Origin of the sequence: Aurantimonas litoralis (genome assembly GCF_026153195.1) — a bacterium.
Taxonomy (GTDB): Bacteria; Pseudomonadota; Alphaproteobacteria; order Rhizobiales; family Rhizobiaceae; genus Aurantimonas; species Aurantimonas coralicida.
The window spans coordinates 69,152-91,159 of sequence record NZ_JAPFBM010000010.1; the positions used below are offsets into that span (position 1 = coordinate 69,152).

General features: G+C 67.4%; 18 protein-coding genes. 2 read left to right on the forward strand and 16 right to left on the reverse strand.

The genetic code is table 11. From position 1 onward, the window contains the following. Positions 1-13: 13 nt before the first annotated feature. The 12 genes from N7I30_RS18115 to N7I30_RS18170 all read right to left on the reverse strand — a co-directional run bounded on the left by N7I30_RS18115 (position 14) and on the right by N7I30_RS18170 (position 13,309). Complete coding sequence (locus tag N7I30_RS18115) at positions 14-1,333, reverse strand: peptidoglycan DD-metalloendopeptidase family protein (RefSeq protein WP_498640699.1); 1,320 nt, start codon at positions 1,331-1,333, stop codon at positions 14-16. Between the two features lie 145 nt (positions 1,334-1,478). Next, positions 1,479-2,120 carry a protein-L-isoaspartate(D-aspartate) O-methyltransferase gene (locus tag N7I30_RS18120; RefSeq protein ID WP_277026104.1) on the reverse strand — a complete coding sequence of 214 codons (642 nt, stop codon included), beginning with the start codon at positions 2,118-2,120 and terminating at the stop codon, positions 1,479-1,481. A 20-nt stretch (positions 2,121-2,140) separates the two neighbouring features. Further along, entirely contained in the window at positions 2,141-2,896 is a 756-nt protein-coding gene (surE, locus tag N7I30_RS18125) for a 5'/3'-nucleotidase SurE (RefSeq protein ID WP_498640701.1), read from the reverse strand. Continuing rightward, entirely contained in the window at positions 2,896-4,179 is a 1,284-nt protein-coding gene (gene serS, locus N7I30_RS18130) for a serine--tRNA ligase (RefSeq protein ID WP_024351447.1), read from the reverse strand. The genes surE and serS overlap by 1 nt, the downstream gene beginning before the upstream one ends. Before the next feature lie 47 nt (positions 4,180-4,226). Further along, positions 4,227-5,042, reverse strand: coding sequence for a twin-arginine translocase subunit TatC (gene tatC / locus N7I30_RS18135; protein ID WP_024351448.1), 816 nt, complete (start codon positions 5,040-5,042; stop codon positions 4,227-4,229). Beyond that, the gene (tatB, locus tag N7I30_RS18140) at positions 5,039-5,491 is read right to left on the reverse strand and encodes a Sec-independent protein translocase protein TatB (protein ID WP_498640704.1); all 453 of its coding nucleotides are present in this window, start codon (positions 5,489-5,491) and stop codon (positions 5,039-5,041) included. The genes tatC and tatB overlap by 4 nt, the downstream gene beginning before the upstream one ends. Before the next feature lie 77 nt (positions 5,492-5,568). Next, on the reverse strand, positions 5,569-5,802 hold the full coding sequence (locus N7I30_RS18145; RefSeq protein ID WP_024351449.1) for a twin-arginine translocase TatA/TatE family subunit: 234 nt from the start codon (positions 5,800-5,802) through the stop codon (positions 5,569-5,571). 44 nt (positions 5,803-5,846) lie between these two features. Beyond that, the gene (locus tag N7I30_RS18150) at positions 5,847-6,971 is read right to left on the reverse strand and encodes an ABC transporter ATP-binding protein (RefSeq protein WP_498640706.1); all 1,125 of its coding nucleotides are present in this window, start codon (positions 6,969-6,971) and stop codon (positions 5,847-5,849) included. 89 nt (positions 6,972-7,060) lie between these two features. Beyond that, entirely contained in the window at positions 7,061-8,080 is a 1,020-nt protein-coding gene (gene nagZ / locus N7I30_RS18155; RefSeq protein WP_498640708.1) for a beta-N-acetylhexosaminidase, read from the reverse strand. Between the two features lie 128 nt (positions 8,081-8,208). Further along, a complete protein-coding gene (locus N7I30_RS18160; protein ID WP_498640710.1) occupies positions 8,209-10,137 on the reverse strand; it encodes an SPOR domain-containing protein in 1,929 nt (642 codons plus the stop codon). 85 nt (positions 10,138-10,222) lie between these two features. Beyond that, the gene (gene argS / locus N7I30_RS18165; protein WP_498640713.1) at positions 10,223-11,974 is read right to left on the reverse strand and encodes an arginine--tRNA ligase; all 1,752 of its coding nucleotides are present in this window, start codon (positions 11,972-11,974) and stop codon (positions 10,223-10,225) included. 102 nt (positions 11,975-12,076) lie between these two features. Continuing rightward, positions 12,077-13,309, reverse strand: a complete 1,233-nt coding sequence (locus tag N7I30_RS18170; RefSeq protein WP_498640715.1) for a deoxyguanosinetriphosphate triphosphohydrolase — start codon at positions 13,307-13,309, stop codon at positions 12,077-12,079. A 106-nt stretch (positions 13,310-13,415) separates the two neighbouring features. Here N7I30_RS18170 and erpA point away from each other — a divergent pair, with 106 nt between their 5' ends. Together erpA and xth are read left to right on the forward strand one after the other, a co-directional pair. After that, a complete protein-coding gene (gene erpA, locus N7I30_RS18175; protein ID WP_024351455.1) occupies positions 13,416-13,757 on the forward strand; it encodes an iron-sulfur cluster insertion protein ErpA in 342 nt (113 codons plus the stop codon). Positions 13,758-13,764: 7 nt separating this feature from the next. Next, on the forward strand, positions 13,765-14,547 hold the full coding sequence (gene xth / locus N7I30_RS18180) for an exodeoxyribonuclease III (protein WP_187390998.1): 783 nt from the start codon (positions 13,765-13,767) through the stop codon (positions 14,545-14,547). Positions 14,548-14,607: 60 nt separating this feature from the next. Here the strand turns inward: xth and N7I30_RS18185 are convergent, their stop codons facing one another. The 4 genes from N7I30_RS18185 to N7I30_RS18200 form a co-directional block, all read right to left on the reverse strand. Further along, entirely contained in the window at positions 14,608-15,444 is an 837-nt protein-coding gene (locus tag N7I30_RS18185; protein ID WP_024351457.1) for a tetratricopeptide repeat protein, read from the reverse strand. Then, positions 15,431-17,155, reverse strand: a complete 1,725-nt coding sequence (ilvD, locus tag N7I30_RS18190; protein ID WP_228240629.1) for a dihydroxy-acid dehydratase — start codon at positions 17,153-17,155, stop codon at positions 15,431-15,433. Before ilvD ends, N7I30_RS18185 begins: the two co-directional genes overlap by 14 nt. Before the next feature lie 265 nt (positions 17,156-17,420). Beyond that, positions 17,421-18,683 carry a long-chain fatty acid transporter gene (locus N7I30_RS18195; protein ID WP_475363996.1) on the reverse strand — a complete coding sequence of 421 codons (1,263 nt, stop codon included), beginning with the start codon at positions 18,681-18,683 and terminating at the stop codon, positions 17,421-17,423. 373 nt (positions 18,684-19,056) lie between these two features. Continuing rightward, positions 19,057-21,900: a valine--tRNA ligase gene (locus N7I30_RS18200; RefSeq protein WP_498640719.1), complete on the reverse strand. Its 2,844-nt coding sequence runs from the start codon at positions 21,898-21,900 to the stop codon at positions 19,057-19,059. Positions 21,901-22,008 lie beyond the last annotated feature (108 nt).

The window sequence follows — 22,008 nt, forward strand, 5'->3', positions numbered from 1 at the left end:
TGGAGGTCGGCGTCTACTGGAGGTACTTGGTCGGATCGACCGGGGCCGAATCCTTGCGCACCTCGAAATGCAGAAGCGGAATGTCGGTGTCGCCCGACATGCCGGACTTGGCGATCTGCTGACCGCGCTTGACCTTGGCGCCCCGCTCCACGTCGATCTGGTCGGCGTGGCCGTAGACGGTGACGAGGCCGTTGTCGTGCTTGACGAGAACGGTGTTGCCGAACTCCTTCAGGCCGTCGCCGGCATAGATCACGACGCCGTTCTCGGCGGCCTTGATGGGCGTGCCGCGCGGCACCGACAGGTTCAGGCCGTCATTGCGGCGCGAGCCGACCTTCTCGCCGAAGCGATTGACGACGCGGCCCTGCACCGGCCAGCGCAGCTGGCTGATGCCCGTGGAGTTCGGCGCAACGGCCGCCACCTCGGTCTCGACTTCCTTGCTGACGGTCGTCGACGGGCTGGCCGCCTTCGGCGTTTCGCTGGCCGACGGACGGCCGGACTTCTCGGCGGTCTTGGGCGGCGAATAGGATTTCGGCGTCGCGCTGTCGGCCTCGACCTTCTGCGGCTCGGCCGGACGCTGCGGCTCCGGCGCGGCCTTGGGCTCGGCGCTCGCGACACGGGTCGGTGCCGATGCGCCAGCCGGCAGGGTCAGCGTCTGGCCGATGCGGATCGTGTCGTCGCTCATGCCGTTGGCGCGCTTGATGTCGGCAACGGAGACGCCGGTGCGGCGCGCGATGCCCAGCAGCGAATCGCCGCTCTCGACCTTCACGCTGCTGCCGCCGCTGGCGGCTGCCGATCGCGTCGGCTGCGAGGCCGACGACTGCATCGGCCGGCTCTGCGGCGAGACGACACGGGCCGCCTGCTCACCGAGCGTCGAGGGCGGTGCGCCGCGGGTGGCGGGCACCGAGGACGAGGTCGGCGCGGCGGAAGCCTGCGACTGCGGTGCAGTGGCGTAGCTCGGCGGCGGCGGAGGCGGCAGCTGGCTGGTCTGCACGGCGCCCGAGGTGGCGACGCCGCCCTGCGGATAGTTGTTCGCGGCCGTCTGGTAGGAGCCCTGGTTCTGCGCCGGGTAACCCGACGCCGCCTGGGCGCCGTTGCCATAAGCCGGCATGCCGCGGGAGACGCTGCCTGTGTTCATGGCATCGACATCGCCCGGATAGGGCTGGCTGGCCGCCATCTGGTTGCTGGCCGGCGCCTGCGGCACGGCTCCAGTGTAGAAGCCATCGTCGAAACGCACGACGTCGGAGCTGCAACCCGCCGCGAGGCCGGCCAATCCCACCATCGCGACGGAGCGCACCATTCTGAGCCGCACGGATTTCAGCACATTGATACGCATCGCCGTCCCTTGAGCACGCTAGTTTACTCTTGGACCTATTGAAGCGCGTTAATCTTACTGCCCGGTTAAGTCGCGGGGCAAAAACGACATTTCTTGGACGTCGACGCCATGTTTGACGGCCCGTCGACGCCCTGTAGCGCTCTCATCAGAGGACGTCGGCCGTGCCGAAGGCCAGCGGCTGATAGCGCACCGTGCCCAGCGGCTCGCGCTCGAAGCGGCTGCCCACCTTGCGCAGGCGCAGGAGTTCCTGCGGCCCGTCCCCCGGCCCGAGCGCGCAGATCATCGCGGCGTTGGAGCCGAGCTGATCGAGGAACTGCCGCGGTACGGCGGGAAACGCCGCATGAACGATCACCCGGTCGAACGGCGCCCCGCCGGCAAAGCCGTCGCGCCCGTCTTCCAGGAACAGCGAGATGTTGGTGATGCCGATGTCGCGCAGCCGCCGCCCCGCCGGCTCCACCAGCCCGCGATAGCGGTCGAAGGAGCTGACATGGGTGCCGAGCCGGGCCAGGAGCGCGGTGATGTAGCCGCTGCCGGTGCCGATCTCCAGAATCCGGTGCGCCGGCTGCACGTCCAGCGCCGCCACCAGCCGCACCGCGGCCAGCGCCCCGTGCATGGTCTCGCCGCAGGCGATCGGGGCCGAGCGGTTCTCATAGGCGTTGGCGATGCCCTCGGGTAGGAACAGCCGCCGCGGCACCGATTCCACCGCTTCCAGAAGCCGTGCATCGGTGATGCGCTCCGACCGGAGCGACAGGAGGAAAGCCGCCAGATCCTCGCGGTCGCGACCCATGCCTTCGCCGGTCGGCGCCATCAACCGAGCAGCGTGCGCAGCTCGTCGCGCAGCGCATGGGCGGTCAGGTCGAGATGCAGCGGCGTGACCGAGATCCGCCCGGCCGTCAGGGCGGCCACATCCGACTGTTCCACTTCGGCGCCGGCCTGACGTCCGAACTTCAGCCAGAAATAGGGGAAGCCGCGGCCATCGCGGCGCTCTTCCATGCCCAGCGAATAGTCGAGCTTGCCCTGGCGCGTGACCTCGATGCCCTCGACCGCGTCGGCTTCGACCGCCGGGAAATTGACGTTGATCAGGTGTCCGGGCGGGGTATCGAACGCCATCAGGCGCTCGATCAGCGCCGGCGCATGGGTCTCGGCCGTCTTCCACAGCGCTTCGCGGTGGCTGCCGGGCTTGAACGCCTGGCTGAGGGCGATCGAACGCAGGCCCAGCATCGTGCCTTCCATGGCGCCCGCGACCGTGCCCGAATAGGTGACGTCGTCGCAGATGTTCTGTCCAGCATTGACCCCCGACAGCACCAGATCCGGCGGCGAATCCATCAGTTGCTTGACCGCCATGATGACGCAGTCGGTCGGCGTGCCGGACAGGGCGAAGCGGCGCTCGTCGATCTTGCGCAGGCGCAGCGGCGAAGACAGCGTCAGCGAATGCGACAGCCCGCTCTGGTCGGTCTCGGGCGCCACCACCCAGACGTCGTCCGTCAGCTCGCACGCGATCCGCTCCAGCACGGCGAGGCCTTCGGCGTGGATGCCGTCGTCATTGGTCAGCAGCAGGCGCATCAGGCCGTCCTCTCGATCCGTTCGAGCCCGCCCATATAGGGCCGCAGGACCTCCGGAACGGTGATCGAGCCGTCTTCGTTCTGGTAATTCTCCATGACCGCGATCAGCGCCCGCCCGACGGCGACGCCGGAGCCGTTCAGCGTGTGAACGTAGCGCGCGGCCTTCTCGCCCTCGACGCGGTAGCGCGTGCCCATGCGGCGCGCCTGGAAGTCGCCGCAGACCGAACAGCTGGAGATCTCGCGAAACGCGTCCTGGCCCGGCAGCCAGACCTCGATGTCGTAGGTCTTGCGCGCACCGAAGCCCATGTCGCCGGCGCACAGCGTGACGACCCGGTAGGACAGGCCGAGGCGCTTCAGGACCTCTTCGGCCGCCGCGGTCATGCGCTCGTGCTCGGCGATCGAGGAGTCCTCGTCGGTCACCGAGACCAGCTCGACCTTGTAGAACTGGTGCTGGCGCAGCATGCCGCGGGTGTCGCGTCCGGCCGAGCCGGCTTCCGAGCGGAAGCACGGGGTCAGCGCGGTGAAGCGCAGCGGCAGGTCGCCCGCCCCCAGCACCTGCTCGCGCACCATGTTGGTCAGCGGCACCTCGGCGGTCGGGATTAGCCAGCGGCCTTCGCTGGTGTGGAACAGGTCCTCGCTGAACTTCGGCAACTGGCCGGTGCCGAACAACGCCTCGTCGCGCACCAAAAGCGGCGCCGCGGTTTCCTGATAACCGTGTTCGCCGGTGTGCAGGTCGAGCATGAACTGGCCGAGGGCGCGCTCCAGGCGGGCGAGCTGGCCCTTCAGGATGGTGAAGCGCGAGCCGGAGATCTTCGCCGCCTGCTCGAAATCCATCAGGCCGAGGCCTTCGCCGAGCTCGTAATGCTCCTTCGGCGCGAAACCGAAGTTCGGCGCCTCGCCGTGACGGCGGATCTCGACATTGTCGGCTTCGTCCGCGCCCTCGGGCACGTCGTCAAGCGGGATGTTCGGAATGCGGGCGAGCGCGTCCTCGAGCGACTTGTCGATGCGTCGCTCGGTCTCCTCGCCGTCCTGGATGGCTTCCTTGATCTCGCCGATCTCGCGGATCAGCTCCTCGGCGCCGGCTTCGTCGCCGGTGCCCTTGGCCTTGCCGATCGCCTTGGACGCCTCGTTGCGCCGCCCCTGCAAGGTCTGCAGGCGGGTCAGATGCGCCCGGCGCTCTTCGTCGAGCTTGAGAAGCTGATCGGCCAGGGGCGCGGCGCCGCGTCGTGCGAGTGCCGCATCCAGCTTGTCCGGATTGTCACGTATCCACTTGATATCGAGCATTGATTCCCGTTTCCCGACCGACGAGCGGCGGGATTCGGGTCATGCCGTCAGCTATCGGCTTGCGCCTCGCTTTCGCGCTGCCGCTGGGCCCGCTTGCGTTCGATCATCCGTGCCGCAAAGATCGACACCTCGTAGAGAAGGATCGTCGGCAGGGCAAGACCGATCTGCGACATCGGGTCGGGCGGCGTGAGGATCGCCGCGGCGACGAAGGCCAGCACGATGGCGTATTTGCGCTTGTCGGCCAGCCCCTGCGAGGACGTGATCCCGGCCCGCACCAGAAGCGTCGCCACCACCGGAAGCTGGAACACCAGTCCGAAGGCGAAGATCAGCGTCATGATCAGCGACAGATATTCGGAGACCCGCGGCAGAAGCTGGATCGCGGCCTGTCCACCGGTCCCCGTCTGCTCCATCGACAGGAAGAACCACATCACCATCGGGGTGAAGAAGTAATAGACCAGCGCCGCGCCGAGCAGGAACAGGAGCGGCGTGGCGACGAGGAACGGCAGGAACGCGCCGCGCTCCTCGCGGTAGAGGCCGGGGGCCACGAATTTGTAGATCTGCGAGGCGATCAGCGGAAAGGCGAGGAAGAAGCCGCCGAAGGCCGCGATCTTCACCTGGGTGAAGAAGAATTCCTGCGGCGCCGTGTAGATCAGCTCGACCTGCTTGTTGTGCACGCCGGCCCATTCCGTCGCCGTCTGATACGGAACGACGAGGAAATTGAAGATCGGCTTGGCGAAGAAGAAGCAGAGGATGAAGGCCACGAGAAAGCCGCCGAGGCTCCACATCAGCCGCGTGCGCAGCTCGATGAGGTGCTCGATGAGCGGCGCCGAGGAGGCCTCGATATCGGTGTCGTTCCGACTCACGCCGCGTCCTCGCTCTTCTTCTGGGGCGCGGCATCCGCGCTTTCGGCAGGCTTGTCCGCCGGCTGCGGGCTGTTGGTCGCCCCCGCCTTGTCGGGTTCGGCCGCAACCGCGGCCCCGGAGGCACTAGGCACCTTGGGCTCGGGCGCCTTGGTCGCCGCCTTCAGCGAGGAACGGATTTCGTCGCCCACCGCCTTCATCGGGTTCATCGCCGCACGCACGTCCTTCGTCGGATCGAGATCGCGCACCTTGCTGACGGTGTCCCTGACATCGTCGAGCTCAGCCTCGCGCAACGCATCGTCGAACTGGCGGCGGAAATCGCCGGCCATGGACCGCAACTGCTTGCTGGTGCGCCCGAACGTGCGCAGCATGCGCGGCAAATCCTTTGGCCCCACGACGACCACCAGGATCACCGCAACGACCATGAGTTCGGACCAGCCGATATCGAACATTTCAGCGTCTCGGAAACAGCGAACTGACCTGATGACGACGGCGCACCGTCGTCATCGATGACCTCATGTGCAGGCGATCAGTTGACCGTCTTCTCCCGCTTGACGTCGCGGGCCACCACGTCGGCCTCGTTGTGGTCGAGCGACCGGCGCTCCTGAGCAGCCGCCTCGGTCTCGTCCTCCGACATGCCCTTCTTGAAGCTCTTGATGCCCTTGGCAACGTCACCCATCAGTTCCGGGATCTTGCCGCGACCGAAGAGCAGCAGCACGACCGCAAGGACGATGAGCCAATGCCAGATGCTGAAGCTACCCATTATAAAATCTCCCTGGAACGCGTAAGGCGTTCGATCTTCCCAAGCTAGCGATCGTCCGCGGACTTTTCAAACACGATAACGTCTTGCGGATCAACGGAAACAACGACGTCACGCCGCCCCTGCTCGACAATTCCCGCCCGCATACGTGAGCGCAGCGGATAATCGAGCCCCTCGATGGCCACGGTCATCAGATCGACGCTGCCTAGAAACCGCCGTGCGACGATCCGTCCGAACACGCCGTCGTCCCGCTCCTGCAGGCGCAGGCCCGTCAAACGCAGGGCCACGGTCATCGCCGTGCCGTCCGGCAGGGCGGTGTCCGCAACCGGTCCGAGCGCCGTCACGACGCGCCCGCCCCGCACCTCGCCGTCGATGACGTTGAGCTCGGAAAAGAAACCTGCGGCAAAGAGACTGGCCGGGCGACTGTAGAGTTCAGCCGCCGTGCCGAGCTGCACGAGGCGCCCGTCGCGCAGAAGCGCGATTCGGTCGCCCATGCGCATCGCCTCCTCGGCGTCGTGGGTGACAATGATCGCGGTCGCCCGGCTTTCGCGCAGGATCTGCAGCGTGTCGGTCCGCACCACGTCCTTCAGCCGGCTGTCCAGGCCGGAGAACGGCTCGTCCATCAACAGCACCGACGGGCGCGGCGACATGGCCCGCGCCAGCGCCACGCGCTGCTGCTCGCCGCCCGACAGGGTGTGCGGATATAGCCCGGCGGAGCCGCTCAGCCCCACCCGCTCCAGCGCCGCCATCGCCTCCTTGCGGGCCGCGTCGCCCGACATGGCGGTCAGGCCGAAGCGGACATTCTCCGCGATGGTCATGTGCGGAAACAGCGCGAAGTCCTGGAACATCAGGCCGATGCCGCGCTTTTCCGGCGGCACGAACGCCGTCTCGCCGGCGATCTCGCGACCGTTCAGAATCAGCCGTCCCGCCGTCTGCCGCTCGATCCCGGCGGCGATCCGCAGGAGCGTCGTCTTGCCCGAGCCGGACGGACCGAGCAGGCATAGGATCTCGCCGGGCTCCGCCGCCAGGTTGATGTCGTTAAGGATCTGGGTGTGGCCGACCGCGTGCGAGACGTTCTCGAAGGCGAGACGGGCGGCGAAGCTGACGCCGGCGCTCGTCCTGCTCGCGGATTTCTGGGTTGGCGCGACGGCGTCGCGGGTCCGGTCATGCACGTTGGACAGCCCGTCACTCTGGTCGGCCGGCGCGCGCGCCCAGCCTTCTGCGCTCTGGCTAACCCTTCGCCGCGGCGACGGCAACCGGTTCAGGCGACGCGGGCGACGAGTTCGCGATATTCCGCCCGCAGCGCGGCCTCGTCGGCCGGCACGACCGGCGCGATGCAGGCCTCGGCTGTGGCGGCCCGGCGCTCGCCCTCCCCGGTCAGTGGCTGCGCGGCGTCAGCGACCTTGCGCATCTCCGCCATGTCGCCATTGCAGTGGAGGACGACGTCGCAGCCGGCATCGAGGCATTCGCGGCTGAGGTCGCCGAGATCGCCCTGCAGCGCCTTCATCGAGATGTCGTCGCTCATCAAGAGACCGTCGAAACCGATCTCGCCGCGAATGATCTCCTCAATCACCACGGGCGACAGCGTCGCCGGGCGACGGGCATCGATATCGGTATAGAGAATATGCGCGGTCATCGCCGCCGGCACCGTGTTCAGGGCCCTGAACGGGGCGAAATCGGTCCGCGAGAGCTCGGCGCGGGGCGTTGCGACCACCGGCAGGCGGTAATGGCTGTCGGCATTGCCGCGGCCATGGCCGGGAATGTGCTTCATCACCGGCAGGCCGCCGCCGGCCACAAACCCGTCCGCAACAGCCTGGCCGAGGGCGGCGACGGTGTCGCCGTCGATGCCGTAGGCGCGGTCGCCGATGACCGAATCCGCCCCTTGCACCGGGACGTCGAGGCACGGCACGCAGTCGGCATTGATGCCATAGACCATGATGTCGGCGGCCAGCAGCCGCCCCTGCAGCCACGCGGCGCGCACGCCTGCCTCGGCATCGGCACCATGCAGGCGACCGAGATCGGCCGGCGTCGGATAGGCTGGCGCCATCGGCGGCTTGAGCCGATTGATCCGCCCGCCTTCCTGGTCGATGAAGATCGGGGTCGCGGCGCGTCCGCCGATCTCGCGCAATTCGGCCGTCAGATCGGACAGTTGCGAGGCGTCGGAGATGTTGCGGCCGAAGACGATGAAGCCCCAGGGCCGCTCGTCGGCGAAGAAGGCGCGTTCGTCCGCCGTCAGGCGAAGCCCGGCCGGCGCGGCAATCCACGCCTTCGATCCGCTCATTCCCGTCTCCTGTGCGTACACGGATGGTCCCGCGTCAGCGCCGGGACGTGTGTCTGTGTGAAGAATGGAAGGAGCCGTTCCGCGCGAGGAACGGCCCGTCAGTGCGACGCCGGCAAGCCCGGCGACGCTCAGCGCGCCACGAAGCAGCTGCCGCCGGCTGATTTGAGCTGGGAGCACAGGCTCGTCGCCTCGTCCTTGGAGCCGGTTGCCACGCGCACCCGATAATAGGTGCCCTTGCCCGGAATGTCGGCCGACTGGATGACGAGATTGCGCCCGCCGATCACGCCGGCATAGCGCTGGCCGAGCGCCTGGGACGATTCCCGCGCCGCCGTCTCGCTGGGCTGCGAGGAGATCTGGACGTAATAGCCGTCACCGGCAGGGGCCGTCACGGCGGCCGGCGCCGCTGCGGGCTGCGCAGCGATGCTGGCTGTTTCCGTGGCCGAATCGACCGCCGGCTCCGGCGCGACCGGGGTCGGTGCCGGGGCGACGGCGGCCGGCGATACCTGCGGCTCGGGCTCTGCCGCGGCGAGCGCCGCCACGCGGGTCGCGGCCGAGGCCGGTCGCGTCGGCTTCATCGCCGGCACGGGCATGCCCGGGGCGGGCTGTCCGGCCGATGCGGTGTCCTCGACCGTCTCGGTCGTCGCGGCATCAGCCGCGTCCGTCGCCAGTTCCACCGGACGCGAGGCGGCCGGGATCATCGCCGGGTTCTCGCCGCGCAGATCGGCCATCGACGTCTCGGGCACCGTGTCCTCGGTGACCAGCGTGCCATCCGGCCGCACGGTCAGCGTGCGCACGCGCCGCGGCATCAGCACCGCGATCGGCTCGGCCGAGGCCGATGCGTCGGCGACCCGCACGGAGCCATCGCCGCTTCCGTTCGACGCGGCACGCGCCGTGCCGATCGGGCTGAGATCGACGCCCGGCAGATCGTTGGCGACCTGCGAGGGCAGTTCCAGCGGCTCTTCGGCTGCCGACAAAAGGGTGGTCTGCGACGGCTTGATATCGGCGTCGGCGCTCTGGACGCGCTCGTAGACCGCCTTGTTCTGATTCGGCACGGCGCGGCCGCCCGGATCCTTCGGCGCGACCTTCACCGGCTCGGGATCGGCGCGCACGATCAGCACCTCGTCGGAGCCCGCAACGCCGCCGCTTCCGGATGCGTAATAGGCGCCAACGCCGCCGAGCAGCGCGATGACCAGCACACTGGCGCCGAAGCCGAGCGAGCGGGGCGAGAAACGTCCCTGCCCGGCCGCGAGCATGGCGCCTGCGGCGCGATGGGACGCACCGCGAACACCGCGGCCATCGTCGAAACGATCGTCGAGCGATTCGACGCCGAAGGCATTGCTGTCGTCCTGGGCGAGACCGGCATGGCCGTGCTGCGGCGCGGACGGTCCGGTCGCTGCCATGCGCGTATCGGCGCCGTCCCATGCCTCGTTGACGCGCTGTACCTGCGGCGTCGTGGTCATCGCGGCGAGTTCGCTGGCGATCAGTTCGTCGAAATCGTCAAGCGGCTTGGTGCTGGCCTGCGGCATCGGCGCGGGTTCTACCCTTGCCGGCGCAAAGGCCTCGCTGTGATGCAGCGGCGTGCCGCGCGGATTGGCCGGAGCCGACAGGCCGCGCAGCGCGACCTCCAGCTCATCATCGATCGCTGCGTCGAGCTGGGCCTCGGGAGCGGCCGGCGGCGCCGCGGAGCGCGACTGGCTGGCAAAACCTGTAGACGCGGCAGAAGCGCCGCGCGGCGACACCCAGTTCGCATAGGAATTGGTGATGGTTTCGTCGTCGCGGGACGGCGCGTCAGCAGCCATCGCGGGCGCCGCGAAGTCGTCCATCGATTCGAAGCTGCGGTTGAATTCCTCGTCGAGAACGCCGGCCAGGGCCTCCTCGTCGAAACCGGTCGCATCGCCGGTCGGCGCGGCAACGGCGTCACGCTCGGCGCGCACCGCAGGCTCCGCGCCCCAGGGCTGATCGATCAGTTTCGCCAGATCCGCGAACGGATCTTCGTCAGGCGTCGCCGTCAGCCGGTCCGTCTTCGAACCCGCGCCGTTCATGTCCCCCGTCGACATTCACACCCCCGCCTATCTTCGTGCTCCGGAGGCGTCCGGCCCCTTCTCGTGGGCTAGGGGACGAACTTGACCAAAGCGTGATCGGTCAGCGCATTTCTTCCGGAGCGTCGACCCCGATCAGGCCGAGTCCCGTAGCCAGAACCAGCGCCACGGCCTTCACCAGAGCCAGTCGGGCCAAGGTGATCTTGACCTCATCAGCGTTAACAAACCGTAATTCCGGCAGGTCCTTGCCGCGATTGTACTGCGCGTGGAAGGACGATGCGAGGTCGTAGAGATAGAAGGCCAGCCGGTGCGGCTCCTTTGCATCGGCCGCCGATTTGATCAGCCGCGGGAACTCCGCGAGCTTGCGGATCAGGCCGATCTCGCCCTCGTCGTTCAGGAGATCCAGCGTCTCGCGGTCGAGCGAAGCGAAGTCGTGCAGCGTCAGCCCGGCCTCGACGGCTTGGCGGAAGATCGCGGCCGAACGGGCATGGGCGTACTGCACGTAGAAGACCGGGTTGTCCTTCGACTGCTCGGTGACCTTCTGGAAGTCGAAGTCGAGCGGCGCGTCGCTCTTGCGAAACAGCATCATGAAGCGGACGGGGTCGCGGCCGACCTCCTCCACCACGTCCGCCAGCGTGACGAAATTGCCGGAGCGCTTCGACATCGTCACCGGCTCGCCGTTCCGGTAGAGCTTCACGAGCTGGCACAACAAGACGTCCGCCGTCGCGGTGCCGCCGGACACCGCCCGCGCCACGGCCTCCAGCCGCTTCACATAGCCGCCGTGATCGGCACCGAGGACGTAGACCATCTCCTGGAAGCCGCGCTCGAACTTGTCGCGGAAATAGGCGACGTCGGCGGCGAAATAGGTGTAGCGGCCGTCGGACTTCACCAGCGGCCGGTCCTGGTCGTCGCCCACCTCGGTCGAGCGCAGCAGGGTCTGCTCGCGATCTTCCCAATCCTCGGGCAACTGGCCCTTGGGCGGCGGCAGCGAGCCCTGATAGACGAAGCCCCGCTCCCGCAAATCGGCGATCGCGGCGGCGATCTTGCCGCCATTGTCGTCATGCAGGGTGCGCTCGGAGAAGAACACGTCCTGCTCGATGCCCAGCAGCTTCAGATCGGCGCGGATCATCGCCATCATCGCGTCGATGGCCCGCTCGCGCACCAGCGGCAGCCATTCCGCCTCGTCCATCGCCAGGAGCCGGTCGCCGAACTCGCTCGCCAGCTTTTCGCCCACCGGCTTGAGGTACTCGCCCGGATAGAGACCGGCCGGGATCTCGTCGATCGTCTCGCCCAGTGCCTCGCGGTAGCGCAGCAGCGCCGAGCGCGCGAGGACGTTCACCTGCTCGCCGGCATCGTTGATGTAGTATTCGGTGGTCACCTCGTCGCCGCCGAAGGCCATCAGGCTCGCCACGGCATCGCCCACGACCGCGCCGCGGCAATGGCCGACATGCATCGGCCCTGTCGGGTTGGCCGAGACATATTCGACATTCACCCGGCGGCCGGTGGCCGGCGCGCGGCCGAAATCGCCGCCAGCGGCGAGAATGCCCGCCAGATGCGCGATCCAGAAGGGCTGGCGGAGTTTCAGATTGATGAAGCCCGGTCCGGCGATCTCGGCCGTCTCGACATCGGGATCGCGGGCGAGATGCGCGGCGATGCGGGTGGCCAGATCCCGCGGCTTCAGGCCCAGCGGCTTGGCCAGCACCATCGCGGCGTTGGTCGCCAGATCGCCATGGGCGGCATCGCGCGGCGGCTCGACCGTGACGCGCGCCAGGTCCGGCACGCCATTTTCACTATCGGAAAGAACGGCTTCGACCGCAGCCTTCACGCGCGATTCGAAATCGGCGAAGATGTTCATCCTGGACCTCGACTGGTTCCGGCGGCCGCCGTCGCGGCGCGGCCCGGACGTTCTGGCGACCGGGCGTCACGCATGTGCGTGCCTTAAAGAAGGAAAGGCCGGCTAGCGCAATTGCGGAGTGACGTCAAACAGCCGGCGATGCTCGGCCATGGCGAAGGTATCGGTCATGCCCGAGAGGTAATCGGAGACGCGCCGCGCCAGCTTGTCCGCCGGCAGCCTGTCCGCATCGCGGCTCCAGTCGCCCGGCATCAGGTCGGGCCGCACCATCAGCCGCTCGAACAGCGCATCGACGATACCTTCGGCGGTGCGCATCACCTGCATGATGCTCTCGTTGCGATAGACCCGCTCAAACAGGAAACGCCGCGTCTCGTCCACCGCCTCGCGCATGGCCGGCGAGAACACCACGATTGCGCGGTCGGCGGAGCGGATGTCCCCTGCAGTTTTCGGGTCGATCGCAGCGATGCCGGAGAGCGCCGTGCCGATCACGTCCTCGACCATGCGGGTGATGTGGCGCCGCAGGATCTCGTGGCCGGTGCGGGTGCGGTCGAGACCGGGATAGGCCTCCTCCACCTCCTTCAGGATCGCGCCGGCCAGCCGCAGCTCGCGCAGATCCTCCACGTCGATCAGCCCGGCCCTGAGCCCGTCGTCGAGATCATGGGTGTTGTAGGCGATGTCGTCCGAGATCGCCGCGGCCTGCGCTTCAAGGCTGGCATAGCCATCGAGATCCAGCGGGAACAGCGCGTCGAAATCCGCCACGGGCCTCGGCAGCAGCGTACCCGGCTCGGCCCGTGGCCCGACCAGCGGGCCATTGTGCTTGACCAGCCCCTCCAGCGTTTCCCAGGCAAGGTTCAGCCCGTCGAACTCGGCGTAGCGATGCTCCAGCGCCGTGACGATCCGCAGCGACTGGGCGTTGTGGTCGAAGCCGCCATAGGCCGCCATCTGCCGGTCGAGGGCCCGCTCGCCAGCATGGCCGAAGGGCGTGTGGCCGAAATCATGGACCAGCGCGATGGCCTCGGTCAGATCCTCGTCGAGCCGCAAAGCCCGGGCGAAGGCGCGGGCGATCTGCGACACCTCGATCGTGTGGGTCAGGCGGGTGCGGAAATGATCGCCCTCGTCGGCAACGAAGACCTGGGTCTTGTGCTTCAGCCGGCGAAAGGCGGTGGAATGGACGATCCGGTCGCGATCGCGCTGGAACGGCGTGCGGGTGCGGCTGGCGGGCTCGGGATAGAGGCGGCCGCGGGATTCCTCGGGCTGCACGGCGTAAGGGGCGCGGGCGATGCCGCCCATCCCGATCCGCGCGAATGCCGCGTCGCGTGTTCCCTGGGATTCATCCATCGCGAAACGATCCGTCCCGATTGACCGGCCAACCCGGCGTCCATACTTAAGTGTCAGCCCTCGAACAAGGAGCGGCGCGCCAGCCAACGACGCGCCGAACGGCAAGATGAGCGACACCACCGATCACACCGTCACCGTTTCCGAAGCCGCAGCCCGGCGGATCGCGGCGATCCTGTCGAAAAGCGACGACGCCGATTCGCTGCGCATTTCCGTCGAAGGCGGCGGATGCTCGGGCTTTTCCTACAAATACGACCTGACCAGCGGCCGCGAGGAGGACGACATCATCCTCGAGCGCGACGGCGCGCGGGTCGTCATCGACCCGGTCTCCATCGTCTACATGGAAGGCTCGGTGGTCGATTTCGTCGACGACCTGATGGGCCAGTCATTCCAGATCCGCAATCCCAACGCCGTCGCGTCCTGCGGCTGCGGCACGTCCTTCTCGGTCTGACGCTCCCGTGCTGATCGCGACCTGGAACATCAACGGCGTCAAGGCCCGCCTCGACGCCCTCCTCGCCTGGCTGCAGGAACGCTCGCCCGACATCGCCTGCCTGCAGGAGATCAAGAATGTCGACGAGACCTTCCCGCGCGAGGCGATCGAGGCGCTCGGCTACCATGTGGAGACGCATGGCCAGAAGGGCTTCAACGGCGTCGCGCTGCTGTCGAAGGAGAAGCCGGTTTCGATCGAGCCGCGGCTGCCGGGCGACAGCAGCGACGAGCATGCCCGTTTCATCGAGGGCGTCTGGGATTTCCACGGCCGCCCCTTGCGGGTCGCCTCGCTCTACCTGCCCAACGGCAACCCGCTGGGCACCGAGAAATTCACCTACAAGCTCGCCTGGATGCAGCGTCTCCACGCCCATGCCCGCGACAGCATGGCCCGCGAGGAACTGCTGGTGCTGGCGGGGGACTACAACATCATCCCCGAGCGCGGCGACGCGGCGCGGCCGGACAACTGGACGGGCGATGCCCTCTTCCAGCCGGAGAGCCGCGCGGCCTATCGCCGTCTGATCAATCTGGGGCTGAGCGACGCGATCCGCGCCACCACCGACGCCGACGGCACCTACAGTTTCTGGGATTATCAGGCCGGGGCCTGGCAGAAGAACAACGGCATCCGCATCGACCATCTGCTGCTGTCGCCGGAAGCGCAGGACCGGATGGCATCGGCGGGGATCGACCGGCATGTGCGCGGCTGGGAAAAGCCGTCGGACCACGTCCCGGTGCTGGTCGAACTGGCAGCCTGAGCCGCTCGACCGCGTTCCGTCGGAGCGCAGACGCGACCGTCGCAAACTATCCGCAAATGATCAGTTCTTGGTGCTGACCATGCCGGTCGCGGACGCGATCTGCTGCTCGGCATAGGCGAGCGCGGTGCGCCGTTCGTTTTCCGAGGCGATCGCGAAGATCTCTTCCTGCAGCGGACGGATCCACTTTTCGTCGCGCGGCGAGGCCTGCTTCAGCGCCATGGTCAGCATGCCGAGCCCGCGCACCGGCTGGGCCGGCAGCGAGATGCGGTCACCGTCGAACAGCAGATAGCCGAGCAGCGCCGCGGCGCCGACATTGCCCTTCTCGGCGGCCAGATTCAGCCAGCGCGCCGCCTGCCGGGGATTGGCCTTGCCGCCTTCCCCGTTCAGCGTCATGCGGCCCAGTTCGAACTGCGCCTTGGCGTCGCCGAAATAGGACGCGGCGTGGAAGTAGAACTGCCGCGCACGCTGCAGGTCCACCGCCACCGGGCTGCCGGAAATCCCAACGCGCAGATAGTCGGCCAGCGCGACGACCGCGCTGGAGACATAGGCGGCGTTGGTGAAGTTGCCTTCCTCCTCGCCCTGATCGCGTACGATCTGTTCGAAGATCTTGAAGGCCTCGTAGTCGTTCTCCGGCACGCCGTCGCCCTCGGCATACATCCGGCCGAGCTTCCAGCGCGCGCCCGGATGTCCCTTGTCGGCGGCGTAGCGCAACGCCTCGAAGGCTTCCACCTTCTCGCCGCGCTGATAGGCCTTGAAACCGAAGGAGAAGAGTTCCAGCGGCCCTGCGTCGGGATTGACCCTGGCCGCCGGGTCGAGCGCAAGCGCCGACCCGCCGACGCTGCCAAGCAGCGTCAACGCCAGGATCGAGACCGACAGGAACGAACTAGAGGTCCGCATAACAGTGCTTTTCCGCCGCTCCGCCCGGATGTGTCACTGCGCCGAGGCGCGCCGTGCCGACCTGCTGGGCGTATTTCCAGATGGCACCGGACTGGTAGTCGGTTTCGCGGGGCTTCCAGTCTTCGGCCCGCTTCTTCATGTCGTCATCCGACACGTCCACGTCCAGTGTCCCGGCGACGGCATCGATGGTGATGATGTCACCGTCGCGCAGCAGGCCGATCGGACCGCCGAGCGCCGCTTCCGGGCCGACATGGCCGATGCAGAAGCCGCGGGTCGCGCCGGAGAACCGGCCGTCGGTGATCAGCGCGACCTTGTCGCCCATGCCCTGGCCGTAGAGCGCCGCCGTGGTCGACAGCATCTCGCGCATGCCGGGTCCGCCGCGCGGGCCCTCGTAGCGGATGACGAGAACCTCGCCTTCCTTGTACTGGCGCTTGGAGACGGCCTCGTAGCATTCCTCTTCCGAATCGAAGCACCGCGCCGGGCCGGAGAACCGCAGGTTCTTCATGCCCGCCACCTTCACGATGGCGCCGTCCTGGGCGAGGTTGCCCTTCAGGCCGACGACGCCGCCGGTCTCGGTGATCGGCGTGTTGGCCGGATGGATCACGTCCTGGTTCGGGTTCCAGGTCACCTTCGCCATGTTCTCGGCAATGGTGCGGCCGGTGACGGTCATGCAGTCGCCGTGCAGATAGCCATGGTCCAGCATGGTCTTCATCAGCATCGGGATGCCGCCGGCCTCGAACATGTCCTTGGCGACGTATTTGCCGCCCGGCTTGAGGTTGGCGATGTAGGGCGTCTTGCGGAAGATCTCCGCGACGTCGAACAGGTCGAACTCGATGCCGCATTCATGCGCGATCGCCGGCAGATGCAGCGCGCCATTGGTCGAACCGCCGGTCGCCGCGACGACGGCGGCGGCGTTCTCCAGCGCCTTGCGGGTGACGATGTCGCGCGGCCGGATGTTGCGGGCCAGGAGCTCCATGACGATCTCGCCCGAGGCGTAGCAGAACTTGTCGCGGATCTCGTAGGGCGCCGGTGCGCCGCAGGAATAGGGCAGCGCCAGGCCGATCGCCTCGGCCACGGTCGCCATGGTGTTGGCGGTGAACTGCGCGCCGCAGGAACCGGCCGACGGACAGGCGACCTGCTCGATCTCGTCGAGATCGTCGTCGTTCATCTCGCCGACCGAATGCTTGCCGACCGCCTCGAAGATGTCCTGGACGGTGACCTGCTGGCCGCGGAAATTGCCCGGCAGGATCGACCCGCCATAGATGAAGACCGACGGCACGTTCAGGCGAACCATCGCCATCATCATGCCCGGAAGCGACTTGTCGCAGCCGGCGAGACCGACCAGCGCGTCATAGGCATGGCCGCGCATCGTCAGCTCGACCGAATCGGCGATGAGGTCGCGCGAGACGAGCGAGGCCTTCATGCCCTGGTGGCCCATGGCGATGCCGTCGGTGACGGTGATGGTGCAGAATTCGCGCGGCGTGCCGCGGGCTGCCGCGACGCCCTTCTTGACGACCTGAGCCTGGCGCATCAGCGAGATGTTGCACGGCGCGGCCTCGTTCCAGCAGGAGGCGACGCCGACCAGCGGCTGATGGATCTCTTCCTTGGTGAGACCCATGGCGTAGAGATACGAGCGGTGCGGCGCGCGCGACGGCCCCTCGGTCACATGCCGGCTGGGCAGGTTCTTCTTGTCGATCGAATGCGCGTCCATCGGTCCCCCTCGTACACAACGCTGTTCATGGCCCGCCTCGACGCCGCGCCCGATCAGCACCTCTGGGGTGAGCGGGTTTTGTGGCGGCAACGGGGCATGGCTTCCCGCGGCGGACTATAGGCGATGCTCCGCTGCAATAGTGTTGCAGCGATCCCACAAGCAGCGAATTCGCCTCGATGCCCGCGAGAGGGTCCCGGCTAGCAAAAAGGCGCGCCCTGCGGACGCGCCTTCCTTGTGCTTCAACGAGTTGGTCGCGAGACCGGACTCAGAAAGTGAACTTCATCGAGGCGTTGACCGCATAGACGAAATCGTCGCCGACCGTGGCATTGAAGTACGCACCGTCGCTGGTCGACTGCTCGCCATCGGTCCAGTAGCCGACGAGACCGCCGAAGCGCAGCTCGCTCCACTCGTTGGCCTTGAACGAGACGCCGCCGGCCAGGGTGTAGAGATCGGTGTAGGTCGTCTCCGAACCGGTCGACACGCCGCGATCGTAGCCGACCGAGACGGCCGCCGAGATCTCGTCGGTGAACGCCCGGCCGAGGCCGATCGACGCCGTGTAGCCATCACGCCAGTTGTAGGGCGACAGGCTCGAGCGGGTCACGCCACCCGTGGTGATCGAGCTGACGGCGGTGCCGTTGGTGCTCCAGTCGGTCCAGCGGAACGACGCCAGCAGCAGCGTGCCCGGTGCGATGCCGGTCTGCGCGTTGATGTAAAGGCTCTGCGGGCTGACGACATCCGAGAAGTTGGAGGTGCCTGCCGCAACTGGAGTTCCGGGAGCCGGAGCGCCGGGCACGACAACCTGCACGCCACCGGGTCCGATGATGTAGGCATCGCCGTTCGCCGTCACCTGTCCGGTACCGGTGAACTCATCATGCGTTGCCTCGGAGCGATACATCACCTGAGCGCGCAGAGCGATTTCCGGCTTCTCGAATGCCGCACCGACGCGATAGCCGTATGCATAGTCGCTCTTCGTCTCGACGGTCGTGCGCACCGGCAGGAACACCGGAACCGCATTGATCGGAGTCGCAGAGAGGCTGGTTCCGTCGAAGGTGAAGTCTTCGGCGAAGACGCCGCCGAGAATGCTGAAGCGGCCGATGTCATTGGTGTAGGACAGGCGGCAGGTCAGGCCGAACTCGTTCGACTCGAACTCGCTCGTCTCGGTTCGCGAATTGGCCGTCGGACCAGCCGGAAGCGCCCCGCCCGGCGCGCCGGTGTAGTCGGATTCCGCCGCGAAGGAGATCACGTAGGTGCCCGCGCAGCCGGCCATCTCGCTGTTAATGCCGAAGGCCAGCGACGGGATGAGGTAATTCTGCGTATAGGTGCCGAAATTGCCGCTCTGGCCGTTGATCGACTCGAAGCCGCGCTGCGGATTGACGTAGGTGACGCCGGTCCGCATCACGGCGGTGCCCTGCTCGAACAGGATGTCCGTGTCAGCCGTGCCGCGCTGGAAGCCACCGGCGAGGGCCGACGTGCTGAGCGCCGCCGAAGCCAGGGACGCGCCGAGAATCGTTGTCAGAAAAGTTCGCAATGGAATCCCCCCACTCTTGTTGAACTTCCGCGGGAACCCAGCCGCTGAAAGTTGACGCAAACGTAAACGATAAATTCGCGGTCCGGAACTCCCCGGTTGCAACACCGGGGCGATTGCGACGCTTCCGCCACAGCGGCGATCATAGCCGGCGAAGCCTGCGCAAGCCTTTGCACATTCTGCTTTTTCGCGTGGGGGAACGGGGAGTTACGTAGGGAGAGATCGGCCCGCGCAGGGCGCGAGGAGACAAAATCGTGTCCCGAGCGTGTCATAAATACGACAGATCGGGCGCTCGGCGCAAAGGGCCGGATGATACCGGGCATTGCAGGAGCACGGCGCCTCCTTGCGAGGACACGCCGTGCTCCCGATTGCAAGGCTACTGCAGCCGTTCGAGTGCCGCCGACAGCTTGTCGGCCTCGATCCGGTAGCCTTCGCGCTTCTCGCGCTCCTGCTCGACGATCTCGTCAGGGGCGTTGGCGACGAACTTCTGGTTGGAGAGCTTGCGGTCGATCCGCTCGATCTCGCCCAGGGCCTTGTCGCGGGCCTTGCCAAGGCGGCTGCGCTCGGCGGCGACGTCGATGAGCCCGGCCAACGGCAGGGCGAAGCTGCCCCCCGCCGCCAGGATCTGCGCCGACTGTTCCGGCGCGGTCTCGGCGGTGACGATGGTCGCCAGCCGCGCCAGCCGCTTCACGGCGGGGCCGTGCCGCTCCAGCCGCGCTGCGGTTGCCGCATCCGGCGCCACAGCGACAAGATCGGCCTCGGTCGCCGCCGGCACGTTCATCTCGGACCGCACCGAGCGGATCTCCGACACCACCTCGATCAGCCAGTTGATGTCGTCGGCGGCGTCGCGGTCGGCGAAGTCGAGCACCGGCCAGGCCGCATGGCAGAGCAGCGAGGCGCGTTCGCCGGCGGCGGTCACCTGCCACAGCTCCTCGGTGATGAACGGCATGAACGGATGCAGCAGCGCGTAGATCCGGTCGAGGACCGACCCCATGACGTGCCGCACCTCGTTGGCCGCGGCCTCGTCGCTGCCCATCAGCGCCGGCTTGGCCAGCTCCACATACCAGTCGCAGAACAGGTTCCAGACGAAGCGGTAGAGCGTCGCCGCCGCCTCGTTGAAGCGGTAGGCCGCGATGGCGGTCTCGGTCTCGGCGATGGTGCGGCCGAGCTCGGTCACGACCCAGCGGTTCAGCGGCAGCGAGAGCTGCGACGGATCGAGGGTGCCGCCATGCACGGCGCCGTTCATCTCGGCGAAGCGGGTCGCGTTCCACAGCTTGGTGCCGAAATTGCGATAGCCGGCGATGCGCTGCGGATCGAGCTTCACGTCGCGGCCTTGCGCCGCCATGATCGCCAAGGTGAAGCGCAGGGCGTCGGCGCCGAACTCGTCGATGAGATCGAGCGGATCGACCACATTGCCCTTGGACTTCGACATCTTGGCGCCGGTCTTGTCGCGCACCAGGGCGTGGACATAGACCGTGTGGAACGGCTCCTCGTCCATGAATTCGAGGCCCATCATCATCATCCGGGCGACCCAGAAGAAGATGATGTCGAAGCCGGTGACGAGGACGCTGGTCGGATAATAGGTCGCGAGTTCCGGCGTCTGGTCCGGCCAGCCGAGCGTTGAGAACGGCCAGAGGGCCGACGAGAACCAGGTGTCGAGAACGTCCTCGTCGCGATGCAGGAAACCGTCGCGGCGCGCCGGGTCGGCGGCCATGGCGCGGGCTTCCTCGTCGTCGATCGTGCCGTTGGTGACGTAATGCGACAGCGCCGCGGCGACGGCCTCTTCCTCGGTCTTGGCGACGAAGATCTCGCCGTCCGGACCGTACCAGGCTGGGATCTGGTGACCCCACCAGAGCTGGCGCGAGATGCACCAGGGCTGGATGTTCTCCATCCAGTCGAAATAGGTCTTTTCCCAGTTCTTCGGCACGAACTTGGTGCGGCCCTCGCGCACCGAGGCGATGGCCGGCTCGGCCAGCGTCTTGGCGTCGACATACCACTGGTCTGTGAGGAACGGCTCGATCGGCACGCCGCCGCGGTCGCCATGCGGCACCGTGTGCGGATGGTCCTCGACGGCCGCGAGGAGACCGCCCTCCTCCATCATCGCGACAATGGCCTCGCGCGCGGCAAAGCGGTCCTCGCCGTCGAGCGCCGCAATGGTGCGCTCGAGTTCGGCGGTTCGCTCCAGACCGTCGAGGAAGGCCTCGTTCTCGGCCAGGGTGATCTTCGCGGCGACCGTCAGGATGTTGATCTGCCTGAGATCGTGGCGCTTGCCGACCTCGAAATCGTTGAAGTCGTGCGCCGGCGTCATCTTCACCGCGCCGGTGCCGGCCTCGGGATCGGGATATTCGTCGGCGACGATCGGAATCGGGCGGCCAACCAGCGGCAGGATGACGGACTTGCCGACGAGGTCGCGGTAGCGCGGATCCTCGGGGCTGACCGCCACGCCGCTGTCGCCCAGCATGGTCTCGGGCCGGGTCGTCGCGACGACCAGATGGTCGCGGGTCTCGTAGCCGGCCGGCTCGCCATCCGACGGTTTCCACGCGGTGCGGTTGCCCTCGGCATCGAGATTGTAGGGATGCTCGTAGGTCACGCCATCGGCCAGCGGATAGCGGAAATGCCAGAGGTGCCCCTTCACCTCCTTCTGCTCGACCTCGAGGTCCGAAATCGCCGTGAGCAGCTTCGGGTCCCAGTTGACGAGACGCTTGTCCTTGTAGATCAGGCCCTTGCGATAGAGCTCGACGAAGACGTGCAGCACGGCCTTCGACAGGCCCTCGTCCATGGTGAAGCGCTCGCGCGACCAGTCGCAGGATGCGCCGAGACGGCGCAGCTGGCCGAGGATCGCCCCGCCCGATTCGCCCTTCCACTGCCAGACCCGCTCGATGAAGGCGTCGCGGCCCATGTCGCGGCGGCCTGGCTCCTTGCGCTCGGCCAGCTGCCGCTCGACGACCATCTGCGTGGCGATGCCGGCGTGATCGAGGCCCGGCTGCCACAACACCTTCTTGCCGCGCATGCGCTCGAAGCGCACCAGCACGTCCTGCAGCGTGTCGTTCAGCGCGTGCCCCATATGGAGCGAACCGGTGACATTGGGGGGCGGAATGACGATCGAGAAGGCTTCGGCGTCCTCGGCGGCGCCGGCTCCGGCGCGGAAGGCCTCGGCCTCTTCCCAACGCTCGGCGATACGCGGCTCGATCGCCGCGGCGTCATAGGTCTTTTCGATCATGGCTTGTCCGGTGCGCGCGCCAGCCGGATTCCCCGGGGCGGTGATGTTCCAGAACCGGTTACAGCCTTGCTTTCGACACTGTCAACGAAGAGCCGTGTCGGCCCGCGA

Bases quoted from the DNA above. Each gene is read 5' to 3' on its own strand.
- surE (WP_498640701.1), bottom strand. From the start codon at position 2,896: ATGCGCCTGCTGCTGACCAATGACGACGGCATCCACGCCGAAGGCCTC.
- ilvD (WP_228240629.1), bottom strand. From the start codon at position 17,155: ATGGACGCGCATTCGATCGACAAGAAGAACCTGCCCAGCCGGCATGTG.
- N7I30_RS18145 (WP_024351449.1), bottom strand. From the start codon at position 5,802: ATGGGTAGCTTCAGCATCTGGCATTGGCTCATCGTCCTTGCGGTCGTG.
- N7I30_RS18120 (WP_277026104.1), bottom strand. From the start codon at position 2,120: ATGGGTCGCGACCGCGAGGATCTGGCGGCTTTCCTCCTGTCGCTCCGG.
- N7I30_RS18200 (WP_498640719.1), bottom strand. From the start codon at position 21,900: ATGATCGAAAAGACCTATGACGCCGCGGCGATCGAGCCGCGTATCGCC.
- N7I30_RS18115 (WP_498640699.1), bottom strand. From the start codon at position 1,333: ATGCGTATCAATGTGCTGAAATCCGTGCGGCTCAGAATGGTGCGCTCC.
- N7I30_RS18185 (WP_024351457.1), bottom strand. From the start codon at position 15,444: ATGCGGACCTCTAGTTCGTTCCTGTCGGTCTCGATCCTGGCGTTGACG.
- tatB (WP_498640704.1), bottom strand. From the start codon at position 5,491: ATGTTCGATATCGGCTGGTCCGAACTCATGGTCGTTGCGGTGATCCTG.
- erpA (WP_024351455.1), top strand. From the start codon at position 13,416: ATGAGCGACACCACCGATCACACCGTCACCGTTTCCGAAGCCGCAGCC.
- N7I30_RS18160 (WP_498640710.1), bottom strand. From the start codon at position 10,137: ATGTCGACGGGGGACATGAACGGCGCGGGTTCGAAGACGGACCGGCTG.
- argS (WP_498640713.1), bottom strand. From the start codon at position 11,974: ATGAACATCTTCGCCGATTTCGAATCGCGCGTGAAGGCTGCGGTCGAA.
- N7I30_RS18170 (WP_498640715.1), bottom strand. From the start codon at position 13,309: ATGGATGAATCCCAGGGAACACGCGACGCGGCATTCGCGCGGATCGGG.
- serS (WP_024351447.1), bottom strand. From the start codon at position 4,179: ATGCTCGATATCAAGTGGATACGTGACAATCCGGACAAGCTGGATGCG.
- nagZ (WP_498640708.1), bottom strand. From the start codon at position 8,080: ATGAGCGGATCGAAGGCGTGGATTGCCGCGCCGGCCGGGCTTCGCCTG.